Here is a 23,691-nt window from a genome sequence, read left to right as displayed (position 1 = left end):
TTGAATGTTTTCTATATTATTTGTCTGTTGAAGCAACTTCTGATAAAGTTTGTTGAATCTGAGTTTGTGCAGCAGTCATTTCAGATTTCAAAGAATTTATATCTTCTTGCATTTCAATAAAGTGTTTATGATATTGTTTAGCTTGATCGATAAGTTCGGTATAGGTTTTAATGAATAATTTTCCAGAAGCTAAATGAGATTCATACATATCTTTAGCCTCTTCATCCATATCGTATCTATCACTAATTAAGTAAGTTTTAATGGATTTTATTTGGTTTTGTCTTTTTTCTAGTAAAAATCTTTCATATTTTCGTGCTTGAGAGATTTCCTTAGAAGATAACTTAATATTAGGTCTTTTCAATTCAATAATTACAACATCACCATTTACATTTGAACATAAGAAATCTATTCTTCGGTTTGATTCTTGTAATTCTTCATCTGGAAAATTTTCTTTTAAAATTTTTTTAAATGTTACCTCTCTATCGAAAACAGACATACGCGGTTCTAAAATCCAAGGGAATTTTTCTAAAAATGGTTGAATAACTTTTGTTTCTGAAGCATTTCCATTTATGAATTCTTCAAAGCTTTGAATAGTTTTAACTCTACCTAAAGCTAATTTAGCCATTTCATTTATTTCTATTTTTTCCCAATCGGAGCTTAATTTCTCCATGTTTTCAATGGTGATTTCTGTTTCGTGCATCTCTTCTACATAATCTTTAAAGCTCTCAAACTTAAATTGGTGTTTAAATGCTTGAAGTAAATTAGCTGCTTGAAAAGTATCATTTGCAGATGAGAGTTTGGTCAAAAGTTGCCTTTCAACATTTTTTAATATTGATTTATCTGTTTTAGTCATATCGTCATAAAAGTCTTTTGGTAAGCAGTTTTTTATTTCATCTTTTCGCTTACTATCTCTTTTCGTTCTCCAAGAAGTAGAAGTATTTCTTACTACCTCATCTAATGCGATTTTTAACTTTCTTAATTCGTCATTAGAATCCCATAAAATTGATTTTCGGTCAGTCGAAATAATATCTTCACTGTTACTATCATCAATGAAATCTGCTATAAAATAACCAGTTGCATAAGTATTAAAAAAGTCGTTAGAGCGATCGTTAAAAAATGTTTTTTCTTGTACTAATTTTTTTCGTGCATAAATAATAATACCTTTATGAGATTCTTTTAAAGGAGTAGGGGTTGTTAAAATTTTTCCAGTGACTTCCTTCTCGTTTAACCATTTCAAATTTTCACTTGACGTAATCGCAGATGAAAAATCTTCTGGAAAGTTCCATGAGAATTCAAAATCTACTTTAGAATGAAAGGTTTCATTTGTCACAGTTTCACTTTCTCCTGTGTTGACATTAATAATTTCCACATTAAATTCACTATCAAAAATCTGGAATCTGGAAGAGAGTCCTTCCGCTAGTGTATGGATATCTGTAATTGTTTTTTGACGAATTTTGTTTAATTCGATAGTAGTTCCTATTTCATCAGTTACAGGTATATTTTTATGTATTTCTTTTGGAAAATAGGTAGAATCTTCAACTGTTTTAATATCTGAATAATTCATAGAAAATGAATTCTTTAAATTTTTTGCAACTGAGTGAATAACGATTTCTTCAGTAATCCCAAAAACAGCAAGTTTTCCGAGCCCTTTTTTTCCAGTAACTTTCCTCTTTTTCTTTCTGGAAAAGCTACTATTTTCAGATAATCGTCTGTTTCTACCTATTACTAAAAATTGATTGTTAATTTCATCTAGTGTCATGCCATGTCCATCATCTTCTACTTTTGCAGATTTATTTTCATAATCAATGAAAATTTTTACATTTTCCGCATCAGCATCATATGAATTTGAGACTAATTCCGCAATTACGGGAGGAAATGTGTTGTATAATTTTACTCCTAAATGATCGATAGTTTTTAAGTCAAAGGACATTTGTAAGATTGTCATATAATCACCTTTAATAAAAATTTTATAAAGCAGTTTTTTGAAAAATAGGCAGCCATCTGAATGATATGCCTATTTCTTTTGTTCATTTTTAATCAGTTACCATATAGATAAGTAACATGCCTAATTTTTATCTTTCACACGCAATGCCATCTTTATCCCGATCTTTTGAAGAATTTGCTTTATATAACTCAGCTGAGACGAAAGGGGCGTGCTTTGTTTTACCACCTTTATTTTTTACATTTGCATCTTTTGCGACTCCACCTTTATAGTCCTTGTTTAACTCAGTGCAGTTTTTATAAGTTTTTGTAGCAGCATCTGTTTGTGCTGGAGCGCCAACTGTGCCACCAAGTAATACAGCGCCTGCAATAACTGCCATAGCTAATTTTTTCATTAATAAAATCCTCCTAAAATAAATTATCCATAATAGTTAAATTGTTACATTGTGTATGTAAAAAATAAGAACGTGCTAATTAGCATGCTCTCATTTTTTTTGTTCACTTTTAATCATTTCCCATATAGTACGTAGCTTACGTAATTCCTCTTCACTAGATCTTGGTAACTCTTTGTACCAAACACCAAGTTCAGGATCATTTATAAATGCTTGAAATTCTTTTTCATCATCTTGCGACTTTGTTGTAGGTTCTGTGGTGTCTGTGCGACCAAGAAGATAATCGGTGCTGACTTCAAAGAAATCAGCTATTAATTGTAAAGTGTCATAATCAGGTTTTCTATCTCCTGATTCATATCTAGAAAGTACTGTGTTTGAAACACCTATTTTTTTCGCAAAGTCAATTTGAGAAATATTATTTTTTTCACGTAAGTGTTTAATTCTAATTCCTAGTGATGTCAATATATACACCTCACATATCATATTGCTATTTTAACATTTACCAAAGCGGTAAAAAAGAGTATTACCAAAAAGGTAAAATGTTGTTGACTTTTCCTAAATGGTAATATATATTGTATTTAAGGTTACCGAATTGGTAATTCTAGGGGGGTGCTTAATATGAAAAAACCAATGGTAGTTAACCTTGATTTAATTAAGCAACTTAGAAGTCAAAATGATATTTCAATAGAAGAAATGTCGAAAATTATGGGCTATAAAGGTTATCAAGGTTACTACTATAAAGAAAGTGGTATTCGTAAAATGAGTGCAGATGATATTGCTAAAATATCTGTAATATTAAATGTCTCAATTAACGAGCTTTTTTTTGAAATTTAAATTACCAAATTGGTAATCGTCTAGGGTGAACAACAATTTGTCGCCAACCTTGGAAGGAGGTGAGAGAGCATGACAATTGAACAATATTTGATGGAAAGAGATAGTGGCCGTACTTTAGAAGAAATACAAGCTGATTATCTTTTTAGTGAAGCAACTGTATGGACACTTGAATTAGGTTACCAATGTTACTTAAAAAAGATGCCTTTAGATGAGGCAGTGAATTTGGTGAAAAATACTTAGCTTGAAGTTTAAAAAGGCGGTGGATATTTTGGATAAAATCTTAGATGCCTGCTGTGGTAGCAAAATGTTTTGGTTTGATAAAGAAAATGGAGACACCGTTTTTATGGATCAGCGTGAATTAGAAACTGAATTATGTGACGGTCGCAAATTGATTGTAAAACCAGATATTATTGGCGATTTCAGAGACATGCCTTTTCCAAATGAAAGTTTCTATTTAGTTGTGTTTGACCCCCCACATCTCATACGTGTTGGTGATAATTCATGGTTAGCCAAGAAATATGGAAAGTTAGATGAGCATACTTGGCAAGAGGATATCACAAAAGGATTTGCAGAATGTATGCGGGTTTTAAAAACGAACGGCACTTTAATATTCAAATGGAACGAGGAGCAAATATCTCTAAAAGATATACTGAAATGTTTCAATAAAAAACCGTTGTTTGGGAATAAGCGCAGCAAAACACATTGGCTAGTTTTTATGAAATGAATTTTTAGAGCTAATATAAGATTTTCCTCAGTCTTTTTGTGGCATGTACATCTAACTTTAAAACGGGTAGTTGTGAAAGAAACAGTAACCCAAAAAGATTTGTGGTTGTCGACTACGTTATAAACAAGTTTCATTACGAAATCACGATCCTTGTTAAACATAGTTCGGCGATAGGATGGGGAATCCTACTGAATATTTGGAAGGGGTGAAGAGGATGACTTTAATGAATAATAAAATTTCAACAAATGTTAATGTAGAGTTTCTCATTGGGGTGAATGAGAGTGTTAGTGAAATTATAAATGACTTTTTAGACGAGCTTCAAAAAGAAGCTCGAATAAATATAGATCAGTTGAATATCCAATTTAAAATTAGTAAACGATATTTTGTTCAAGAAAACTAAATTTTTGATTTATCTTGTGCATGAAAAACATTATTTAGGACGTTTGAGAGTTCACTTAATTGTGATTGATTAACACTTTTTCGAACTTGATGTTTATACAGTTTTTCATTTAAGGTAAACCGTTCTTGATATTTCCCTAAGGGGCTTGAATATTGAATTTCAAATTCCATTTGAGCTTCTTCTGGTTCTATATCTAAGTACGAGACAAAACTTTGGCCTGGTGCTATAAATCTCGTTGTTAAATCTTTTATGAAGTTATTAAAGTAGGTATTTTTAAATTCATGATTTGTTTTCACGAAATCTATATAGGCTCCAGTTGTTCCGTAATTTTTTATAACTAGATATTTTGCGTAGAAGCCAGTTTCAATGGTTTCAATAGCTATAACAACATAGGGTCTATTTGCCTCAGTTATTGATTTTTTGGTAGTCCTAAGTGCTAATAAAGCAATAATTGTAGAGATAATAGACACCGAAAAAGTTGCTAATGCACTGACAATTGCAATTTTATTTGATATGTCCAAATTGTTAAACCACTCCAAAATAATCACCTCACTTTCAAGGTGATTATAGCAAATATTTGGAAGGAGGTGGTTGGAGTGATTAATTTTCAATTCGATACAACAGCATTTCGCGAGATGATCCGTGAAGAAGTTCAAATCGGACTAGCAGCTCAAAAACCAATTCAGATTAAGGAATTGCCACCATTGCTAACAAAAGAAGAGTTAAAAGAGCTTTTCCATATTAAAGATACAAAAGCAGCAGAGTTATTAGCCCGAGCTGATTTTCCAGTACTTCGTGAAGCTGGTACCTTGATTCCCACGCATTTGCTAATGCGATGGATTGAGGACAATACGCAATGGATTAACAAAAATGCGAAGTCGTTTAAAGCAATTAGTTAATGGGGAGGGGCACGACACTTTGTCGCAACCCTATATAAATGGTTTTTTGCGAGGGTATTTATGCGGGAATTATTGAGAGGGATCTAGAGGATATAGAGTTTCTTCTTATAAAAAATTTTAACTTTGTTGAACTGAATATGGTATTCCAACTTGGAATGAAAGGAGGTGTATGCGGTGAAGCTAGGCGCAATTATGAAGGCTTGTCGCGAACGTGCTGAACTTTCACAGGAAGAGTTGGCACATCGGATGAATCGTACACAAGCATGTATTTCCAAGTTTGAGAATGACCATAAAGTACCTGATGCACTTACATTTGCTGACTGGTTCCGTCAAACGAATGCCCAAGAGGTTGCTATTGCATTTATGTATGGTATGGACGGGATCACAATTTTACAGCAATTACTGCCGGTTATTGGTGGACTAGTAATTTGGTTTTTATAAAAGGAGAGTGATAGGGATGGAGGAAATTAAGGCATTTATTGAATACGCAGAGGATATGAAAAAACAGATTAAAGAAGCTTTTGAGAGGTCGATGGAACTCGAATTATTTAGTAGTCATCAAATTTATATCCGTTTGCAAAATGAAGTTACGGATCGAGCTAGAGAAATCGGGATACTTAGCATAATAGAAGGGTTAGAGGGGCTACAAGTGCATTTTAGTAATAGCGCATTCCATGCCTTAGGTTTAACGGATGTAAACACACGGGAAATAAACAGCAACGGAGAATGTTGGATTCATTACAGTGTTGTTATTGATGGAATTATACTCACTGCATGTGAGCTTAAAACAAGTGAAGAACATAAAAAAGCACAAGCACTTTAGAGGAGTACTTGCGCCAGACTGATAACTTTTGCACGAGGAATCAGTTCATACTATGTTCTTCCATTATATCAAATCATTAATGGAGGTACAACCATGGATAAAATTAAACAATTTTTAGCTGATGAGCAGGAATTGCTAACGGATCTTGCACTGGATGTTGCAAATGCAGAAACGGACTTTGAATATGCAAAAACCAAAGCAGCATACAGCGTTCAAATGGCTCGTGTTTCAGGCATTAAAGACACAATTGCGATGTTAGAAGAAAAATAAATCGTTTCAGGGGTGGCGACGAATTGTCGTTACCCTTCAAGAAAGGAGATTGTCATGGATTTATACGTAATTGAGCGAGAAGGGCAGCGTGTTTTAACGACAGCTCAAATTGCTGATGCATACGAAGCAGAGACGAAAACTGTTAATCGCAACTTCCAACGCAACAAAGATCGGTTTGAGCATGGGTTACATTATTTTTCGTTATCTGGTGATGAGTTAAAGCAATTCAAAGGCGAGCGACAAAATGACGCCACCCTTAAATTCGTATCAGTGCTTTATTTGTGGACCGAACAGGGAGCATTTTTACTTGCTAAGTCTTTGAACACGGATAAGGCATGGCAAGCGTATAACATGCTTGTTTCACAGTATTACAAGGTGACACAGCAACTGCAACAAGTACAAACACAGGCATTGCCGTATGACGAAAAGAGGTTGATTGCATTGGAAAATCGTGTATTACAAATTGAGCAGCAAATGACATTGCATTCAGGTGAACAAAAGCGTGTGCAAAGAGCAGTAGGAGAGCGAGTATATCAGCTTTGTAAAACAGCTTCACAACGTCCGGCACTTTTTAGCAAGCTATACTCATCGCTCAAAGTGAGATACCACGTGGATTCCTATCGAGATATTAAGCAGCATCAATTGCAGGATGCTTTGTGCTTTATTGCGAGTTGGGAAGGGGGAGCCGTACTGTGACAACTTTTAGAATCAACAAGACCGAAAACTTTGTCGTGTTAGACAAGGGGTTTTTAAATAATCCTCAGATCAGTTGGCAGGCAAAGGGGTTACTTGCATATATGCTCTCGCTACCAAACGATTGGACGTTTAACATCGCAGACTTAACCACTCGTAGCAAGAACGGTAGAGATGCCACAAAAGCGATTGTGAAGGAGTTGCAGGAAGCAGGGTACATCCAGAAGGAGCAGTCACGTAGCGAGCGCGGGAAATTTGGACAGACGGTATTTTTAGTTTTCGAAACACCAAACAAACAGCCGTCAACTGAAAATCCGTTAACGGTAAATCCGACAACGGAACAACCGTTAACGGAAAACTCGTCACTAATAAGTAATAATAAACTAAATAATAATTTACTAAATAATTATGATGATGATAAGGCTACGCCCCAACAACCGAAAAAATTAAACGCATTTGCATTTTACGAGCAAAACGGATTCGGTGCCTTATCTGCATACGTGCTAGAAAAAATGAATGCTTGGTTAGATGATTTATCCGAGGAGCTTGTCATACATGCTATGAAACTAGCGATAGAAAACAATGCTATACGCTGGAACTACGTCGAAACAATTTTAAAAGACTGGAGTAACAAACGCTTAAAAACAATTAGCGATGTCCAAGCCGATAAACTTCGTTACGAGGCACAAAAACAACAACGTAGGCAGCAGCCACCACGTAAACAACAAGGACGCCAAGAAGTTGTCCCAGAATGGTTTGCTAATCGTAACGAACAACAACCAGCTGCACCTGCTTCGGGAATAGCAACAAATGCAGACATTGACTTTGAACGAGAACGTCAAAAGGTGTTGGCCAAGCTAGGAGATTAATAGCCAAGGGGTGAGTGGAATTGTCTAAAGAAGAACGCGAGGAGCTAATTGCAATCATCATTCTACGTAAAAACTATGCAGAGGAAATGTTACGCAATATGTCGGATGAAGAACTGCTAAAGATGTACAACGATGTGTAGCGTATATTTTTTTGAAATGCACTTCCAAATTGTTTCTTTTATAGGGTTTGCTAGGTGGTGAGACGGTGGTAATTGCACAGTTAAATTTATTCAGATAATGAGTGGTATAAGAAACATTTTGCTTAGGAAGGGAGCAGACGAAATGGACGAACAAGTCTGTATTGAGGTGTTAGAAAAGTTAATTAAAGAAAACGAGGCGTTTGATTATTTAATCCCTATTGTATTGCAAAAAGGCATTGATGCGATCAAGGAATTAAGTGATTTGAAAGCTGAACTCCAGGCTGAAAAAGAGGATAATTTCGATTTACGCACTGACAAAAGTATTTTAAGGCAGGCGATTGAGGAAGCTATCGAATTAATTACAGAACGCTACGACGAAGATGCAGCTGTAGAAACGTTAAAAAATGCACTTTGATAAAACATTTTGTGGAGTAAGTAAGGAGTGATTTTTTTGGAACAGTTACCAGAGAACGTCATGAGTATTGATTTAATAAAATTTGAACGAAATAGGAACAAGTTGTGTGAATGTAACAGCTTGCACGTAACAATTGATACAAAAAATCGCAAGTTATATTGCCAACATTGCCAAGCTGAAAGAGATCCGTTTGAAGTGGTTTCAGCGATGGGAGCAAGATTTGATGAAATAAATGAACGACTTGAAAAGTCTTTACAGCAAAAGAAAGATTTAGACAATTACAAGCCTCATTTAAAAATCATCAAAGAACTTGAAAGTAAGACGCGTGCTGGCAACAATCAAATGCATCCAATTTGTCCATGCTGTGACGAGCCGTTTATGTTGGCGGAGTTAACTAGATTTTATGGTGCAAAGTTTGTAAATGGCAGAATTCTTGAACGTATTGACGCACAAAGAAAATCTGAAAATGAAGGGAGCAAGAAATAATGTCAACAGAAGAAATGAAGGTGGCGCTTGATGCAGCACCGGATAAATGTTTAATCACAGGTTTAGAAAAGTGTACTAGCTATATGATTGACGGTAATGTGGTTTATTTACCACGTCCAGCTTATGATGCATACACGTTACCTGAGTACATCGTGGAAGAGAAAGCATTTCATCAAATTAAATATGATATGGATAATGATTTTGTCGAAGTTGAAAATGGTGAACTTTGTACGTTGGAGGATTTAATCCTAGATAATCATCCGAATTTAGCTGAAATTAAACGCTTTTACAATATACCGCAAGAAGATTTCTTCCAGGTTTTAAAATCATGCATATTGGGATGGCAATTGACGTTTCATTTAGAAGGTTTCCCGAACCATAGTATGCATGGATTTGTTTCGGCATCTAACGAGCAACAAGCCATTGAAAAATTCAAGTCAGATTACCCAAATTTAGCGGATTGTATTATCACAGAAGTCGCTCGTTATGAAGCTAACTAAGCATTCCGTCAAAAGAAGAGGTTATTTATGTCAAATAATAAAGTAACAATTACTAAGAAATTTCCTACGGGAAAAGATGTTAAACCACCAATCGCAAAAAGTTAGTTTACCTAAAATTTCGACAGGGATTTGGGGACAACATAGTGTGTTAAGGCAAAATTAATAGGTACTATGAATTGGAAAAGAAAGAGGATTATCCTCCTTAAATTATGGAATCATATTAAAATGTCGGAAGGCTGCTTTTATATCGTTTTGTTTTGATTCTGGACAAGGGTGCACTCGTGAATCAGGAGAATATCTTCGTGCTGACATCTTTGGTTGTAAACCACAAATTTCTTTCATATGTGCAATCCAACAAGTTTTTGGAGTATATCCAGAATAGTTCTTAACATATTCTTGGATTTGTTTATATGTAGCCATAATAAAATCCTCCTTCAGTATAACTATTGATTTATTTAATAATTGATTGTCTGTAGCAAATAAGCCAAAGAAAGGAATAGCGTAATGGATAACCTAAATATTTACGAAATAATTGGTTTGCATGATGATCCCGTGTATCAAAAGTTAGAGCAGCTCCAGCCAGATGATGAAATTCTAATAGATGCTCACACAGTCCGTTTAACTGACAAATTCTATGAAGTGGAGAACGACGATGTGCACCTAGGCTTTAAGGATAAAATAGGTTGCTATCAATTTTTGAGTTGGTTATTAGTAAGCAGTTAAAAAGAAAGCTACGGCGGGAACCGTAGCTATGATTTAGGACAACCCTTTGATTGCGTCAATTTAATTATATCAGAGGGGTGTCTGTATGAGAATGCAAGAATTGAAAATAAATGTTGATGGGAAGCTCGCACTTGATATAATGGAATTGCCTGACAGTTGTGTGATTATATTGTCAAAAGGCAAAGCCAAAGTCGCCGAGCTTCCTGCCTTTGCCGAAACCAAAATCGTCACACACCAAGGGCAGGTGAAACGTGTTAAATGGGACGAGGGTGAGGAGTTTTGAGTAATTTCAATGTTAAACTTAGAACTATTTTCAAAAACAATTATTTTAAATTTATAAAATGGATTGTAATTTTAATTTTATTGTTTAAAGTTTTAGAGAGTCAAATCTATATTGATGTTCTAATAGAAGTATTTGGTGAATTTGGAGCCATTATTTATTCACTAAGTTTTTTTACATTATCTTTAATATTTACAGCGTTACTATTAGTGTCATTCGGATGGCTTTTCAAAAAAACAGACTTATTACTTGATAAAACTACATCTCCATACAATAGTACCTTGTATACATGGTTAGGAGAAGATGCAGTATCAAGTAAGTTTTTAAGAAATATGTTTGGAGATGGAGCATCGAGTGAATATGATGACACTGAAAATTTGAAGGAAATTACTAATATTATAAAAACTAAGTTAGAAGATAATTTACTTTACTTTAAAATTTTTAGAACATTCCTTTATAGTAGGACTAAAAAGAGTTTATTTAATAAAATTAATGTGTATTTGATAACTTTATTAGCAACTTTTATAACAACCCTTTTTATACCTAAAATTAAAGAATATATAACCAATAAGGTTGGGAGTCAGGAAATCTTTAAAATCATTGATGAATTAACACGTTATCAAATTCATTCATATTTAATATTGTATACTTCTATAGCATTCACTGTATATTTTTTAACTTATCAAGTTTTATTTACTTTTACAGAGAGAAATAGAAGAATAAACTTTTTAATTAGTATCTTAGATATCTTAATAGAAGAAAAGGAAAATAACAATAATATATTTGCACAAGGTTCTACCAGCCATCTGGAGGACAACAATCGATAGCAGCAAAACGCTGCCGTCTTTTGTTGTCTTCTTTTTATTTTATCAAAATGTAATTTCAAATGACTATTCCATTTTAGAATGAGGAGGAACAGGAAATGAGAACAATTCAACGAGTGGATGAAAAACTAACAAAGGTTTCATTAGAGGAAAAGCTTGAAAAATATCGTGTGTATTTGGTGACATTGCCTGCTGATCATCTGCCAAGTATTACACCAGCATATGCATTAGCACCTGGTGGTTCGAATCAGTTTAACAGTAAAACGGAGAATGCAGCTATTGAACGTGTACAATTTGAATTAGAGCGTGAGAGATATTTTGATTGGATTCACCGAGCAGTAGCTTCTTTAAAGCATGATGAACGTCAAATTATTGTTCGTCGTTATCTTCAAATGGAGACAGATTACGATATTGATATTTGGACGGACCTAAACATTGGAAAAACAACTTATTATAAAAAGAAATGGCAGGCAATGCTACGCCTGGCTTTTGCGTTGAAAATTGAGGTTTACCACAAGATGAAAAATGAGGTGAGCCTATGAAGGTAGAACCGATTCGAGATCGTGAGCTACTTGCACGAATTAAGCGTTACTTGTTTGATACGAACAAACGCAATCATTTAATGTTTTTAACAGGCATTCATTGCGGTTTTCGGATTAGTGATATTTTAAAGCTTCAGGTAAAGCATGTAAAAGGCTGGGATATTCGGCTTTTTGAAGAAAAGACAGGGAAGTACCGGCAAGTACGCATGACGAAGGAACTCAAAAAAGCTATGCGTGATTACATTCAGGAAAAGCCGAATGAAGAGTACCTTTTTAAGTCTCGAAATGGCATCAATCAACCGATTTCCCGTAAACGAGCATATGAAATATTAAGGGAGCTTGCAGATGATTTTGGACTTGAGCAGATTGGGACACATACGTTACGTAAAACATACGGCTATCAGCACTATAAAAAATTCAATAATGTTGCAACTATAATGACAGCTTTGAATCATACTAGCCAACGTGAAACGATGATCTATTTAGGCATCGAGCAAGAAGAGTTGGATAAACAACAAAGCAAAATTGATTGGTAACTACACTGATATTATATTGGTGTAGTTTTTTTATGGCTTCATTTAAACATAAGGATGGCTATTTTAAATGAACAAGTCATTTTCAGTGGTTGTCACGTTGATGTAGACGAGAGGGGCTAAATACGTTGTCCTAAAGGGTTTAGAGAGGGTGCGTGAACAGGACAATATCTATAAAAGGGCACTTTTGGTAGACTAATAATAAAATCTTAATATTTATAAAAAGCTAAAACATTTTAGAAAAAACAATAATAGATTATGTGATGTAAATTTTTAGTGAGTTGTATATACTTAAACTAAGTAATATTAAGTTATTTTGCATAACCTATAAAATAAGTATTATTTAAAAAATAAAAATCTGTCTTAAAAGGGGGAAATCAGGAGTGAATTTTGAGGTCTTAGAAGATGGGAGTCCATATAAAACTGTTGAACCAAAAATTTTCCTTGTCCCAGATAGTTGGAATGATTGGTTTGAATTTAGAACCTTATATGGTATGTATTATGCTACTTCAGAAAATGTAGAATGGATAGGTTCGGTAAAAATAGGGGAAAAAGGCCTAAAACCTGATCCTGTGAAATATGTTTCACCTAAATTACCACAATCTTTTAATAATCTAAATGGTGATTTTTTTTCAATTGGGCAAGATGTAAGTTACTATACAAATCTAAATAATTTAGGTGAGGATTTAAGAATAGAAATATTAAAGGCATTGAATGATGTTGCTCTTAATGACGCAATATATAATAATGTGCAAAATGAATATGTATTAAGCCGATCATTATTAAGAGATGTTTCAAGGGTTTCTGTTAAAGGTCAATATAGAAGACTAGCAAATGGAGATGCAGAATTAAGTGAGTACTACTTTGAATATAAACTACCTGAAAATAAATTAGAGTCTACTCTTACTGTTCATGTAGTTCCACACCAGGTACCTCCAATGAATATTCATGTATTAATTGGTAGAAATGGTGTAGGAAAGACAAATTTAATAAGGAATCTAATAAATTGTGGAATGACTGGGGATTCTAGTTACGGTAATATTTATACAAATATAAAAGAAGAGTTATTTGCAGGTATATTGTTAGTTTCCTTTAGCTCTTTTGATAACGAGCATGGCTATAGTATTAATAATATTACTGGAATTAAATTTACTAGAATGGGATTAGTAAAAAATGAAGAAGGCAAATATCTTCCAAAGACATTTGAAGAATTAATAAATGAATTTCAAGAAAGTTTATATGGGATTAAGTCTTCAGGTAAAAGTTTAAGATGGAAAAGAACTATACAAATGCTAAATAGCGATCCGATTTTTGATAGTATAGGGATTGAAGAACTAATTGAGGACCATTCAATTGGCAAAGCTAAATTGGTATTTGAAAAATTAAGCTCAGGACATAAAATTGTTTTGTTAACAATTACACAATTAGTAGAAAAAGTTGAAGAAAGAACACTTGTGATTTTAGATGAACCTGAACTTCACTTACATCCGCCATTATTTTCCGCCTTTACCAGAGCGTTGACAGAGTTATTAATAACTAGAAATGCAGTTGCTTTAATTGCAACTCACTCTCCCGTAATTGTTCAAGAGGTTCCATCTGAATGTGTAAATATTATGAACAGAACAAACGACTATATTGATTTCGAACCTCCAAGTATTGAAACATTTGGAGAAAATATAGGTACATTGACACGCGAGATATTTGGTTTAGAAGTTAGAGAGTCTGGTTTTCATAAGATGTTAACGGGATTAGTGAATAAAGGGCTTTCATATGAAGAAATATTAAATATCTTTAATGGGAAAATAGGACTTGAGGCAAAAACATTAATTAGATCAATGATATATTCTAGAGGGGGAAATAAAGATGCGTAAACTTTCCCCTCCAAAATTGTCCTGTGAAGAAGTTCTAAAATCTTGTATAAGTAATATTAGAGATGAGACTTTATATATAAATGTAAATTCTAATATGGCTTCTTATGAATTGGCAGAAAAAGATTACGAGATTAAGGGGAATTCAGGTCAACTTCATACACTCCAAAGCCATGAAGATATAAATGGGCAAATCTCCAAAAATCAGATGATGTTTTTGTACGATAAAATGGTGAAGAAAGAGAATCCTGCCAGAGATTATTATGATAAAATTCTAAATTCATCTAAAAAATGCCCGTTTTGTGGGTATGGGAAAAGCACAACGTTAGATCATTTTTTACCGAAATCCTCATTTCCAATTTATGCTGTGACACCATTTAATTTAGTACCATGTTGTAAAGATTGCAATATGACTAAGCTTACTAAAACTATGGATGAAAATGTTCTATTTCTTCATCCGTATTTTGATAATGTTGACGACACCAGATGGTTATACTGTGATATTGGGATGTTCCCAGATACTGTAGCTTTCAGTTTTAAGATTGTTAAACCGTCTGCTTGGGGAAATGAAAAGTTTCAAAGGATGAAATATCACTTTGAAACTTTCAATTTAAACGATTTATTTATTAGTTATGCAATAGATGAGTTTTCGGATAACTTATATCATTTAAAGGAACTACATAATTCATTTATTTTAAATGGAGTTAGTGATGCAATTGCTGAAAATGGAATAAGAGAGGATTTAAATGATAAATTTAAAAGTTGTGAAAACCACTTAATAAATCATTGGAAAACTGCAATGTATGATGGGCTTAGAAATTCAATTGGATTTGTAAATTGGCTAAAAAACTATGATTATTAAATAGATTAAATATATTGTATAAATAGTTTTGTGTATACAAGCATGCCTCAATACTTATTACATACCTTTTTAGGGAATATATGGTTTTGAATAATTGTTATCAGCAAATCATCAATTGAACTTTTGACGAACGATTTGCGAACGAATCGAGAACTCATTTTTAAAAAGAACATGCTAATCTAATATTGTACCGTTTAACTCATTCCCTTGAAAATAGAACGAGTACATACATTTATAAGGAAGCTGCACATATGTGTCGCTTCTTTTTATTTTGTTAGGAGGAATGAAAATGAAGTACGAGGTTGTCTACAACAATGAACGTGGCATTCATTCAAAAACAATCAATCATGTGATGTGGGTTCATACAGAGCAAGACTGGATTAGATTGAAGGATAGTAATAACAGATTGCTGTTTGCTGTTCCGACAATTCGAGTAATTTCATTGCAACAATTATCTAGTAATGATTTGCCAGAACAGTTAGAAGGCAGCGAGTAATGCGAGAGTACACGGCAGGAGCAAAGAAGTTTTATAACAGCACTGCTTGGAAGAAATGTAGAGCTTCATACATTCAAACAGTTCCTAATGGATTGTGTGAGCATTGCAATTATAATCCGGGATACATCGTTGACCATAAGGAGGAAATTAACGCCAATAACATTAATGATCCAATGATTACATTGAACCATGACAACCTTCAGTATCTTTGTTTAGAGTGTCACAATAAGAAAACATTTGGTAAGCCAAAAGAAATTTTACGTGAAGGTTTTTCATTCAATGAAGCTGGCGAGCTAGTGTATAGCCCCCCTTCAAATAATACAATGGGGGATGGTTAAAGACCGATGGGATACCTCAGATTTCCTCCATCTGAGTTCGTACATGACCCCCACCTAACATAAAAAACTAGGAGGTTTGATGATGACAAGGCAAGTTTTGAAAACGGACGTTCCAGAGCAGGAAACGGAAATTATTCTAAAAAACAAAGCCATTAAAAAAGAAATCACTAAGTTGAGAAGAACCTTCAATGATCTTGAAGGACAGAGAAAAGAAGTGGCCCTTCGCCTCTTTGAAGATTTGGCATTCCTCAGCATTGAGATGACAGAGCTAAGAGATTATGTGAAATTGAATGGGTCAGTGGAGGAGATGCAGCAAGGTGATTATTCAATTTTAAGAACAAGCCCACATTTTAAAAATTATTTAGACGCTGCCAAAACCTATACAAGCATTTACAAACAATTGCTCGACATGTATCCGAAGCCGGAACAAAATTTAAAGGTAACAGGTGAAATGGATGGGCTTCAAAAATTTGTGGCGAAGTATAGTAAGTGATGCGTGATGAAAAATTACATTATTGAGTACTATGAAAAAATCATGTCGGGTGAGATTAATGTTTGTCGTCGATTAAAGCAACAGTATCAAAAATTGTATGAGCAATTGCAACAGCCAATTGAGCCGTATGAATTTAATATTGAGCTTGCAACAAAGCCAATTGAATTTATTGAGACGCTATGCAGACAGGCACAAGGTAAAAACATGGGGCAGCCCCTTATCCTTGATTTATTTCAGAAGGCAAAGCTACAGGCATTATTCGGATTTGTTCATAAAGAAACACGTATGCGCCAATATCGTGAGGTTGTAGATATTCGTGGTCGTAAAAATGGGAAGACAACAGAGAATGCAGCCATTTCTCTTTTCATGCAAGTAGGTGACGGGGAGGGTTCAGCTGAAGTTTATTTCATTGCGACTAAGCTAGACCAAGCGAAGAAGGGGTTTAGCGAGTGCTACAAAATGGTGGCACAAAGTCCAGATTTATCGAAGCATATTAAGAAGCGGAAAACTGACTTGTATTTTGCGCCAACATTTTCAACGATTCAACCACTTGCATCAGATTCAAACAGCTTAGATGGATTGAACAGCCATTTTGTTACGGTGGATGAGTTAGCAGCTATTAAGGACCGTAATATTTATGATGTTATGAAGCAATCGACATCCTCACGTGACCAAGCATTAGTTTCTTCTATTAGTACAAATGGTTTTGTACGTGAGTCAATTTATGATTCGCAGTATGAATATGCATGTAACGTACTTGATGGAAAAATCAAAGATGAGCGATTCCTTGCATTTATTTATGAGCTAGATCATCGTGATGAGTGGCTAGATGAAAGTTGCTGGATAAAAGCGAATCCAGGTCTAGGTACCATTAAGAAGGAAGAAGAATTACGTGCATTTGTTGAAAAGGCAAAAGTTGATGCTTCTTTCCGTCCAACCGTTATGGTCAAAGATTTTAATATGAAAGAAAATGCTACTTCAGCTTGGCTTACATGGGACCAACTTGAAAACACAGCTATATTTGATATTGCAGAAATGGGCTTTAATTATGGCATTGGTGGCTTTGATAAATCGGAGACAACCGATTTAACTGCTGCAGGTGTTCTTTTACGACGTCCGGATGATGACAATATTTATTTTACTTGCATGTTCTGGTTGCCTGAGAAATTAATACTGCAACGAGCACAAGAGGACAGTATTCCATATGATTTGTTTGAACGAATGGCCATTTTGCGTCCGAGTGGTGATTACAAGGTAGATTTGAAAGATGTGCTGAAATGGTTTGTTGAACTTCGGGAGGACTATGACATTTATATTCCTTGGATTGGTTACGACCCTTGGCATGTAGATGATTCTTCATTAGAGAATTTTGCACAACATTTCGGGCAAGATTCCATGATAAAAGTAAGGCAGGGGGCTGTTACACTTTCTACACCAATGAAAGAGCTTGAGGCAGATTTGGGAGCTAACCTTGTAAACTACAATAATAATCAGTTAATGAAAATGTGTTTAGCAAATACAGAAGTTAAAGTGGATACGAACGGCAATATTGCGCCAGTGAAAACACGTGATAGTCGTAAACGTATCGATGGTACCATTGCTTTACTAAATGCGTATGTCATTTACTTGGATAAGAAGAATGACTATTTAAATATGATTTAGAGGAGGTGAAGAGAAACGAATGGGCTTATTTGAAAAGATATTTGGTAAACAGACGAATTCGCAACCACAGAAATCGACGACACATTTTGAAATGATTGTTGATAATGGAGGCGGATTTTTTTCATGGAATGGCAATCTTTATAAATCAGATATTATCCGTGCTGCTATTCGTCCAGAAGTTACGGCAATAGGAAAGCTTGTGCCGAAACATGTAAGAGAAAATTCACGCGGCATTAAATATTTCCCTGATGTGCATATAAAGAATTTGTTGCTTCGTCCTAATCCATTAATGTCTGGCCAAATCTTTCAAGAGAAAATGGCGACACAATTGCGCTTGAACGGCAATGCATTTGCTTATATTCAGCGGGACATAGAGACACTATTGCCAACTGCTATTTATGTTTTACCAGCATCATCGATTGAGGTAGTGGAAGGGAGCCACGGCGATATTTTTTTAAAGTTTTATTTCCCAAACGGTAAACAACAGCTTATTCCGTATGATGATGTCATTCATCTTCGGCGTGATTTTAATAATGATGATTTCTTTGGTGATTCACCTAACTCAGCTTTGACAGATCTTATGGAAATCATTAATACGTCCGACCAAGGTGTTGTAAAGGCGATTAAAAATAGCGCAGTCATTCGGTGGATTTTGAAATTTGCTACCATTATGAAATCTGAAGATATGCAGAAAGCAGTCAAAGATTTCAATGAGAACTTTTTAAGCATTCAAAATAGCGGTGGTGCAGCTGCAGCTGATGGAAAGTACGAACTGAAACAAGTAGATAACAAGGCTTATGTGCCAGATGATAAGCAAGCAAAGAATACCATTCAACGTGTGTATTCTTTTTTTAATACCAATGAAAAGATTGTACAAGCCATGCACACGGAGGATGAATGGAACGCCTTTTATGAAGCGAATATTGAGCCATTTGCTATGCAATTAGCAGCCGAAATCTCATATAAGTTATTTTTACCTCATGAGCGTAAGCGGGGCGATTCTATTATATATGAAGCATCTTCGTTACACTACGCAAGTATGGGAACGAAAATGCAGCTTGTTCAAATGGTAGACCGTGGTGCACTGACTCCGAATGAGTGGCGAAAAATATTGAATTTACCACCTACTGAGGGTGGCGATACGCCTATTCGCCGTTTGGATACAGCAGTTGTTAATGATAAGGGAGGTGAGAATAGTGACAGTAATGGAAACAAGGAACCTAGCAACGAATGATGTAGAGATTCGTGAGGGAGAGGATGGCAAGCGAACGATTACAGGCTATGCCATTAAGTGGGAAATGAAATCTCATGCAATGGGGTGGCGCCGATTTAAAGAGCAGTTTAAGCGTGGTGCCTTTACAGATTCACTAACTAGAGATGATCAATTAGCTTTGTGGTCACATGACACCTCAAAAATTTTAGGACGCACTAAAAACGGTACATTACGTTTATTTGAAGATGAAATTGGTTTACGCTTCGAGCTTGATTTACCTAATACAACGTTAGGCAATGACACATATGAAACGATTAAGCGTGGTGATGTTGATGGTGTTTCATTCGGCTTCCAAATGATGAAGCAAGAGTGGGATGAAAATGATATTGAAAATATTACTCGTACTATTTTAAAGGCAAAGCTGATAGAAATTTCTCCTGTTGCTTTTCCTGCTTATCCAGATTCACAAGTACAAGCTCGTTCACATGATCCGTATAAGGAGCATGTAGAGAGTCGAAAACAGAACGAGCGCCGACGTCGATTATTTTTACAATCATTAATTTAAAATATAAAAAAGGTGGTTTTCTCTAATGAATCCAATGGAAAAATTATTAAAACGTAAAGCTGAAATTCGTGAGTTACTTGCGGGTGATACAGATGTAAATTTAGATGAACTTGAACAAGAACTTCGAGAGATTAATGATAAAATTGCTGATTTCGAAAAGCGCCAGCAACTTATGCAACAAGCTACAGAGCTAAGCGGGGAAGGTGCTACTGCTGAGACACGTACAATTGCTACTTTTAATACACCAGAGCAAGCAGAAAATACGGAAGAAAAGGAAGCGGAAAAGCGTGGCCTAGATTTACTTGAAAATCGCGCGGTAACGGTTGCTAGTAGCAATCTAGTATTACCGAAGCATACTGGTAAAGAGATTAATAGTACGTTCAATCAGGTATCTACTCTAATTGACCGTGTTAAACATACCCCTTTAGAGGGTGGAGAGTCCTTTGCACGTTCTTATGAAAGAGGGCATGGCACAGGGGATTATATTGCTGAAGGAGCAGACTATGTAACTGCTGAAACTGAATTTGGTTATGCCATGATTAATAAAACAAAAATTACAGCTTACAGTGAGGAAACAGAGGAAGTGAAGAAGCTTCCAGCTGCCAACTATAGCGGTGTAATTGTAACTGGAACTAATAAGGCATTACGTCGAAAAATCACTCGTGAAATTTTAATCGGTGATGGTACTACAGGGCGCTTAGCTGGTATCTTTTCCACTGCAGCAACTGCTATTAATGCGGATACAGATTTAAGTATTGCTACTATTGATGAAAATACATTAGACAATATCATTTTCGCCTATGGTGGCGACGAAGATGTTGAAGATACAGCCGTATTAATTCTTAATAAACTAGATTTAAAGGCTTTTGCTACTCTTCGAAAAGAAAATGGAGAAAAGGTTTACGATGTAAAGGCAAGCGGAAATACAGGAACTATTGATGGAGTACCTTTCATTATTAATAGTGCTTGTGCAGCGATTTCAAAAGCAGATACGGCTACAGGTGCTTATTCAATGGCTTATGGTCCGTTATCTAATTATGAGTTAGTTACATTCTCACCAACGGATATCCAACGTTCAACGGACTATAAATTTAAGCAAGGTATGATTGCTCACCGTGGATCTGTATTTGTTGGAGGTAACGTAGTAGCTCAAAATGGATTCTTACGTGTGAAGAAAGCAGATACAGTTTAAGGAGGAATACTAATGGCAGGGTATCGGGTATTAAAAGCATTTATCGATAAAGTTTCAGGAAAAGGCTATAACCCCGGAAGCACGTTCAAGTCGGATGACAATGAGCGTGTTTCTTTTTTAGCGAAAAAAGGATTCATTCATGCTAGCCTTGCGGAAAAAAAGGAAAAAGAGCTAACGTTGACGGACCTTAAAGCGAGAGCAAAAGAACTTAATATTAGTGGCTATACGAAAATGGAACGTGACGAGCTAGTAGAAGCGATTAGAGTTGCTGAAGTAGGTGGTGGAAATGCTAGCAAGAATTCGTAGAGCTTTACGTATAACAAGTATTGCTTTTGATAATGAAATACAAGATTTAATCGATGCTGCCATTGCTGATTTAGGTGATGGCGGCATTTCTAATTTAAGTGAAACAGATCCGTTAATTATCCAAGCCGTTATTTTATATGCGCGGTCTAATTTTGGCTTAGAAAATGCTGAGAGTGAAAAATTTGCTGTTCGCTATAATCATTTGAAAACACAGCTTGCATTGAGTGGTGAGTATACCCGTCATGTTTAAGGATATCGTGACACTCGTTAAACCTATTTTTCAAGAAGATACACGCAAACAAAAAAGGCGTGTTGATGAAGAAAAGCGAGAAGTCTTTGCCAATAAACGCAGTATTGCTCAAATGGAATTTATGCAAGCTGCACAAGCAGGTATCAAGGCACGCCATTGTTTTATCATTCGCTTGATTGATTATGAAGAAGAAACCGAGCTGATTTATAACGACGTATTTTATTCTATTTATCGCGTTTATGAGAAAGGCGAAAATATTGAATTGTATTGTGAGGTGCGTGTAGGTGGCTCGTAGAAGTCGAATCAGAGGGGCTATAAATGTAAATTCATTAGCTAGTGAGATAGTGAATGCATTGGAGGATTACAGAGAAGAGATAGCTGAAGAAATCGATTTGATAGCGGGAGAATGTGCAAAACAAGCTGTGAGAATGTTAAAAAGAAGCGGACCAGAGCTAACCGGAGATTATCGAAAAGGGTGGCGAGCTACTAAAATCAATGGTGTTTGGAGAGTACACAATGCAACAGATTATCAATTAACTCATCTTCTCGAAAAAGGGCATGCAAAAGTTGGTGGTGGTCGAGTTGAAGCCATTCCACATATTGAACCAGTAGAAAGGACAGTTGTAAGGAAATACATTAATGATGTAATGGAGGTGGTGCGAAGTTGAAAGTTACTGAATTGGTAACAGAGCTAGAGAATTTAAATATTCCTTTAGCTTATCACAGCTTTGAAGAGTATACAGCGCCACCTTTTTTAATTTATCTTGATACGGATTCGGATAATTTTGGTGCCGATGATGTGGTGTATCACGAAGTTACCAATATAGATATCGAGCTATATACAGAAATTGTAGACGATCAACTTGAAAAGCAATTGAAAGATGTATTAACAGCGGCGAATCTTTATTACGATTGGTCGCGGGTTTATATAAAAGAAGAAAAAGTTTATAAAACTACATTTGAGGTGAGTTTACTATGACAAAATCATTACCTATTAATGTCATGAATTTAGAAGTCTTTAATCCTGTGAAATTAATAAAAGAATTGGATTTACAATTCTTTGCAACAGCCCAAAATAAAGTGAAATTTGGCTTGAAAAATGTTCACTATGCCAAAGCAACCGATAGTGGTACTATCATCACTTATGCGAAACCTGTACCTATTCCCGGAGGTGTATCTTTATCTATTAGCCCAAATGGTGAAATTGTGGAGTTTCCAGCAGATGATATTACGTACTGGTCTGCAGAAATCAATAACGGGTATGATGGCGAAATCGAAATTGCTGATGTTCCTCAAAGCTTTTCAATTGATATTTTAGGAGAAGAATTAATTGAAGGGGTTATGTATGAATCAGCCGATGCGAAGGGTGAAAAATTTGCGCTACTATTTGAAATTAATGGTGATGTGAAGGCGCGACGATATGTACTTTACTATTGCACAGCTACGCGTCCGACCATTGCATCGCAAACGAAAGCAGGTTCAACAGTTGAACCACAAACATCATCTCTTACATTCCAGAGTCGCCCCCATCCTTACAATAATCTTATTAAGGCAAATACGACTACTACAGTATCAGAAACTATCTTTAACGGTTGGTATACATCCGTACACGAAAAACCAACGACTGTCGAGGGAGGATAATACATGGAGAAGACAGTAACTATTGATAATCAGAAGATCCGTTTAAAAGTTACAGCTGGATGCGTCCGAATGTACAAGCTTCAATTTCGCCGTGATTTAATCAAAGACGTTTTTAAAATGAAAAAACTTGAAAAATATCTTGTAGATGGCGAGTTAATCATGAGTGATGAAGCAATAGCTGCCATTGATTTTGAAGTCTTTTCAGATTTACTATGGGTATTTGCAAAAAAAGCAGATTCAACAATTCCTGGCCCGATGGAATGGGAAGATAGTTTTACGGCAATACCATTTCGTGAAATATACCCAGAAGTTATTGGCATGTTGACAATTCTATTAGATGGTCAAAAAAAGCAGGTAGCACAGGCGGGAGTGAAGTAACAGAGGATGATTTACCGTCCACTGAAGAATTTCTCGCACTGTGCTATAAGTGTAAATTGACGAATGCTGATTTAGACGAGATGTCTTATGGTGACTGTATAGATTATATAGATGTTTATTTAGAATTACACAATCCTAA

40 protein-coding genes are annotated in these 23,691 nt (G+C 35.3%); 35 read left to right on the top strand and 5 right to left on the bottom strand.

Annotated features, from left to right (window positions below; all coding sequences use genetic code 11):
* Positions 1-16 precede the first annotated feature (16 nt).
* The 3 genes from AAGS61_RS08720 to AAGS61_RS08710 all read right to left on the bottom strand — a co-directional run bounded on the left by AAGS61_RS08720 (position 17) and on the right by AAGS61_RS08710 (position 2,795).
* Positions 17-1,945 (bottom strand): ATP-binding protein, encoded by a 1,929-nt coding sequence (locus AAGS61_RS08720; protein ID WP_391370193.1) that lies wholly within the window; start codon positions 1,943-1,945, stop codon positions 17-19.
* Between the two features lie 127 nt (positions 1,946-2,072).
* Positions 2,073-2,336 (bottom strand): excalibur calcium-binding domain-containing protein, encoded by a 264-nt coding sequence (locus AAGS61_RS08715; RefSeq protein ID WP_391370190.1) that lies wholly within the window; start codon positions 2,334-2,336, stop codon positions 2,073-2,075.
* A 90-nt stretch (positions 2,337-2,426) separates the two neighbouring features.
* Positions 2,427-2,795, bottom strand: coding sequence for a helix-turn-helix domain-containing protein (locus tag AAGS61_RS08710; protein ID WP_391370187.1), 369 nt, complete (start codon positions 2,793-2,795; stop codon positions 2,427-2,429).
* 156 nt (positions 2,796-2,951) lie between these two features.
* Between AAGS61_RS08710 and AAGS61_RS08705 the strand changes: the two genes are divergently transcribed.
* The 4 genes from AAGS61_RS08705 (at position 2,952) to AAGS61_RS08690 (ending at position 4,291) form a co-directional block, all read left to right on the top strand.
* On the top strand, positions 2,952-3,167 hold the full coding sequence (locus tag AAGS61_RS08705; protein ID WP_391370185.1) for a helix-turn-helix domain-containing protein: 216 nt from the start codon (positions 2,952-2,954) through the stop codon (positions 3,165-3,167).
* A 69-nt stretch (positions 3,168-3,236) separates the two neighbouring features.
* Positions 3,237-3,407 (top strand): hypothetical protein, encoded by a 171-nt coding sequence (locus tag AAGS61_RS08700; protein WP_391370183.1) that lies wholly within the window; start codon positions 3,237-3,239, stop codon positions 3,405-3,407.
* A gap of 64 nt (positions 3,408-3,471) precedes the next feature.
* Positions 3,472-3,891 carry a class I SAM-dependent methyltransferase gene (locus tag AAGS61_RS08695; RefSeq protein WP_391370374.1) on the top strand — a complete coding sequence of 140 codons (420 nt, stop codon included), beginning with the start codon at positions 3,472-3,474 and terminating at the stop codon, positions 3,889-3,891.
* A 223-nt stretch (positions 3,892-4,114) separates the two neighbouring features.
* Positions 4,115-4,291, top strand: a complete 177-nt coding sequence (locus AAGS61_RS08690) for a hypothetical protein (protein WP_391370181.1) — start codon at positions 4,115-4,117, stop codon at positions 4,289-4,291.
* Here the strand turns inward: AAGS61_RS08690 and AAGS61_RS08685 are convergent.
* The gene (locus AAGS61_RS08685) at positions 4,288-4,830 is read right to left on the bottom strand and encodes a hypothetical protein (protein ID WP_391370178.1); all 543 of its coding nucleotides are present in this window, start codon (positions 4,828-4,830) and stop codon (positions 4,288-4,290) included. The genes AAGS61_RS08690 and AAGS61_RS08685 overlap by 4 nt on opposite strands.
* Positions 4,831-4,926: 96 nt before the next feature.
* Here AAGS61_RS08685 and AAGS61_RS08680 point away from each other — a divergent pair, with 96 nt between their 5' ends.
* The 10 genes from AAGS61_RS08680 to AAGS61_RS08635 all read left to right on the top strand — a co-directional run bounded on the left by AAGS61_RS08680 (position 4,927) and on the right by AAGS61_RS08635 (position 9,386).
* On the top strand, positions 4,927-5,190 hold the full coding sequence (locus AAGS61_RS08680) for a DNA-binding protein (RefSeq protein ID WP_391370371.1): 264 nt from the start codon (positions 4,927-4,929) through the stop codon (positions 5,188-5,190).
* 174 nt (positions 5,191-5,364) lie between these two features.
* The gene (locus tag AAGS61_RS08675) at positions 5,365-5,631 is read left to right on the top strand and encodes a helix-turn-helix domain-containing protein (protein ID WP_391370175.1); all 267 of its coding nucleotides are present in this window, start codon (positions 5,365-5,367) and stop codon (positions 5,629-5,631) included.
* Between the two features lie 16 nt (positions 5,632-5,647).
* Entirely contained in the window at positions 5,648-6,013 is a 366-nt protein-coding gene (locus tag AAGS61_RS08670; RefSeq protein WP_391370172.1) for a hypothetical protein, read from the top strand.
* A 93-nt stretch (positions 6,014-6,106) separates the two neighbouring features.
* Positions 6,107-6,283 (top strand): hypothetical protein, encoded by a 177-nt coding sequence (locus tag AAGS61_RS08665; protein ID WP_391370170.1) that lies wholly within the window; start codon positions 6,107-6,109, stop codon positions 6,281-6,283.
* A gap of 54 nt (positions 6,284-6,337) precedes the next feature.
* Positions 6,338-6,979 (top strand): ORF6N domain-containing protein, encoded by a 642-nt coding sequence (locus tag AAGS61_RS08660; RefSeq protein ID WP_391370168.1) that lies wholly within the window; start codon positions 6,338-6,340, stop codon positions 6,977-6,979.
* Entirely contained in the window at positions 6,976-7,845 is an 870-nt protein-coding gene (locus AAGS61_RS08655) for a DnaD domain protein (protein ID WP_391370165.1), read from the top strand. Before AAGS61_RS08660 ends, AAGS61_RS08655 begins: the two co-directional genes overlap by 4 nt.
* A 20-nt stretch (positions 7,846-7,865) precedes the next feature.
* Positions 7,866-7,985 (top strand): BH0509 family protein, encoded by a 120-nt coding sequence (locus AAGS61_RS08650; protein WP_391370162.1) that lies wholly within the window; start codon positions 7,866-7,868, stop codon positions 7,983-7,985.
* A gap of 142 nt (positions 7,986-8,127) precedes the next feature.
* A complete protein-coding gene (locus AAGS61_RS08645) occupies positions 8,128-8,400 on the top strand; it encodes a hypothetical protein (RefSeq protein ID WP_391370159.1) in 273 nt (90 codons plus the stop codon).
* A gap of 36 nt (positions 8,401-8,436) precedes the next feature.
* Positions 8,437-8,886 (top strand): hypothetical protein, encoded by a 450-nt coding sequence (locus tag AAGS61_RS08640; protein WP_391370156.1) that lies wholly within the window; start codon positions 8,437-8,439, stop codon positions 8,884-8,886.
* Positions 8,886-9,386, top strand: coding sequence for a hypothetical protein (locus AAGS61_RS08635; RefSeq protein WP_391370153.1), 501 nt, complete (start codon positions 8,886-8,888; stop codon positions 9,384-9,386). Before AAGS61_RS08640 ends, AAGS61_RS08635 begins: the two co-directional genes overlap by 1 nt.
* Positions 9,387-9,593: 207 nt before the next feature.
* Here the strand turns inward: AAGS61_RS08635 and AAGS61_RS08630 are convergent, their stop codons facing one another.
* Positions 9,594-9,806 carry a hypothetical protein gene (locus AAGS61_RS08630; protein WP_391370151.1) on the bottom strand — a complete coding sequence of 71 codons (213 nt, stop codon included), beginning with the start codon at positions 9,804-9,806 and terminating at the stop codon, positions 9,594-9,596.
* Positions 9,807-9,890: 84 nt separating this feature from the next.
* On the opposite strand from AAGS61_RS08630, the gene AAGS61_RS08625 reads away from it, so the two are divergent.
* The 21 genes from AAGS61_RS08625 to AAGS61_RS08525 all read left to right on the top strand — a co-directional run bounded on the left by AAGS61_RS08625 (position 9,891) and on the right by AAGS61_RS08525 (position 23,552).
* A complete protein-coding gene (locus AAGS61_RS08625; RefSeq protein WP_391370148.1) occupies positions 9,891-10,109 on the top strand; it encodes a hypothetical protein in 219 nt (72 codons plus the stop codon).
* Positions 10,110-10,194: 85 nt separating this feature from the next.
* Positions 10,195-10,392: an XtrA/YqaO family protein gene (locus AAGS61_RS08620; RefSeq protein WP_391370147.1), complete on the top strand. Its 198-nt coding sequence runs from the start codon at positions 10,195-10,197 to the stop codon at positions 10,390-10,392.
* Positions 10,389-11,216, top strand: coding sequence for a hypothetical protein (locus AAGS61_RS08615; protein WP_391370144.1), 828 nt, complete (start codon positions 10,389-10,391; stop codon positions 11,214-11,216). Before AAGS61_RS08620 ends, AAGS61_RS08615 begins: the two co-directional genes overlap by 4 nt.
* A gap of 95 nt (positions 11,217-11,311) precedes the next feature.
* Entirely contained in the window at positions 11,312-11,755 is a 444-nt protein-coding gene (locus tag AAGS61_RS08610) for an ArpU family phage packaging/lysis transcriptional regulator (protein WP_391370141.1), read from the top strand.
* Entirely contained in the window at positions 11,752-12,291 is a 540-nt protein-coding gene (locus tag AAGS61_RS08605; RefSeq protein ID WP_391370138.1) for a tyrosine-type recombinase/integrase, read from the top strand. The genes AAGS61_RS08610 and AAGS61_RS08605 overlap by 4 nt, the downstream gene beginning before the upstream one ends.
* A gap of 380 nt (positions 12,292-12,671) precedes the next feature.
* A complete protein-coding gene (locus AAGS61_RS08600) occupies positions 12,672-14,159 on the top strand; it encodes an AAA family ATPase (RefSeq protein WP_391370135.1) in 1,488 nt (495 codons plus the stop codon).
* Positions 14,152-15,018 (top strand): HNH endonuclease, encoded by an 867-nt coding sequence (locus AAGS61_RS08595; protein WP_391370133.1) that lies wholly within the window; start codon positions 14,152-14,154, stop codon positions 15,016-15,018. Before AAGS61_RS08600 ends, AAGS61_RS08595 begins: the two co-directional genes overlap by 8 nt.
* A 289-nt stretch (positions 15,019-15,307) precedes the next feature.
* Positions 15,308-15,514 carry a hypothetical protein gene (locus AAGS61_RS08590; protein WP_391370130.1) on the top strand — a complete coding sequence of 69 codons (207 nt, stop codon included), beginning with the start codon at positions 15,308-15,310 and terminating at the stop codon, positions 15,512-15,514.
* A complete protein-coding gene (locus tag AAGS61_RS08585) occupies positions 15,514-15,852 on the top strand; it encodes an HNH endonuclease signature motif containing protein (protein ID WP_391370128.1) in 339 nt (112 codons plus the stop codon). The genes AAGS61_RS08590 and AAGS61_RS08585 overlap by 1 nt, the downstream gene beginning before the upstream one ends.
* Before the next feature lie 79 nt (positions 15,853-15,931).
* Entirely contained in the window at positions 15,932-16,345 is a 414-nt protein-coding gene (locus AAGS61_RS08580) for a hypothetical protein (protein WP_391370125.1), read from the top strand.
* A gap of 6 nt (positions 16,346-16,351) precedes the next feature.
* Positions 16,352-18,007, top strand: a complete 1,656-nt coding sequence (locus tag AAGS61_RS08575) for a terminase large subunit (RefSeq protein ID WP_391370122.1) — start codon at positions 16,352-16,354, stop codon at positions 18,005-18,007.
* A gap of 19 nt (positions 18,008-18,026) precedes the next feature.
* Positions 18,027-19,241, top strand: coding sequence for a phage portal protein (locus AAGS61_RS08570; RefSeq protein WP_391370119.1), 1,215 nt, complete (start codon positions 18,027-18,029; stop codon positions 19,239-19,241).
* A complete protein-coding gene (locus AAGS61_RS08565; protein ID WP_391370368.1) occupies positions 19,213-19,785 on the top strand; it encodes an HK97 family phage prohead protease in 573 nt (190 codons plus the stop codon). The genes AAGS61_RS08570 and AAGS61_RS08565 overlap by 29 nt, the downstream gene beginning before the upstream one ends.
* 25 nt (positions 19,786-19,810) lie before the next feature.
* Positions 19,811-20,977: a phage major capsid protein gene (locus AAGS61_RS08560; protein ID WP_391370117.1), complete on the top strand. Its 1,167-nt coding sequence runs from the start codon at positions 19,811-19,813 to the stop codon at positions 20,975-20,977.
* Positions 20,978-20,989: 12 nt separating this feature from the next.
* Positions 20,990-21,283, top strand: coding sequence for a Rho termination factor N-terminal domain-containing protein (locus AAGS61_RS08555; RefSeq protein WP_391370114.1), 294 nt, complete (start codon positions 20,990-20,992; stop codon positions 21,281-21,283).
* Positions 21,264-21,533, top strand: coding sequence for a phage head-tail connector protein (locus AAGS61_RS08550; RefSeq protein ID WP_391370111.1), 270 nt, complete (start codon positions 21,264-21,266; stop codon positions 21,531-21,533). Before AAGS61_RS08555 ends, AAGS61_RS08550 begins: the two co-directional genes overlap by 20 nt.
* Positions 21,526-21,828 carry a phage head closure protein gene (locus tag AAGS61_RS08545; protein ID WP_391370108.1) on the top strand — a complete coding sequence of 101 codons (303 nt, stop codon included), beginning with the start codon at positions 21,526-21,528 and terminating at the stop codon, positions 21,826-21,828. Before AAGS61_RS08550 ends, AAGS61_RS08545 begins: the two co-directional genes overlap by 8 nt.
* Complete coding sequence (locus AAGS61_RS08540) at positions 21,818-22,201, top strand: HK97 gp10 family phage protein (protein ID WP_391370105.1); 384 nt, start codon at positions 21,818-21,820, stop codon at positions 22,199-22,201. Before AAGS61_RS08545 ends, AAGS61_RS08540 begins: the two co-directional genes overlap by 11 nt.
* Positions 22,198-22,512 carry a hypothetical protein gene (locus AAGS61_RS08535; RefSeq protein ID WP_391370102.1) on the top strand — a complete coding sequence of 105 codons (315 nt, stop codon included), beginning with the start codon at positions 22,198-22,200 and terminating at the stop codon, positions 22,510-22,512. Before AAGS61_RS08540 ends, AAGS61_RS08535 begins: the two co-directional genes overlap by 4 nt.
* Positions 22,509-23,174, top strand: coding sequence for a major tail protein (locus tag AAGS61_RS08530; protein WP_391370099.1), 666 nt, complete (start codon positions 22,509-22,511; stop codon positions 23,172-23,174). The genes AAGS61_RS08535 and AAGS61_RS08530 overlap by 4 nt, the downstream gene beginning before the upstream one ends.
* A gap of 3 nt (positions 23,175-23,177) precedes the next feature.
* Complete coding sequence (locus tag AAGS61_RS08525) at positions 23,178-23,552, top strand: hypothetical protein (RefSeq protein WP_391370097.1); 375 nt, start codon at positions 23,178-23,180, stop codon at positions 23,550-23,552.
* Positions 23,553-23,691 lie beyond the last annotated feature (139 nt).

The sequence above is a fragment of the Lysinibacillus sp. KU-BSD001 genome (assembly GCF_042920265.1).
Lineage (GTDB): Bacteria > Bacillota > Bacilli > Bacillales_A > Planococcaceae > Lysinibacillus_B.
This window is presented reverse-complemented; position numbering and strand designations above follow the sequence as displayed.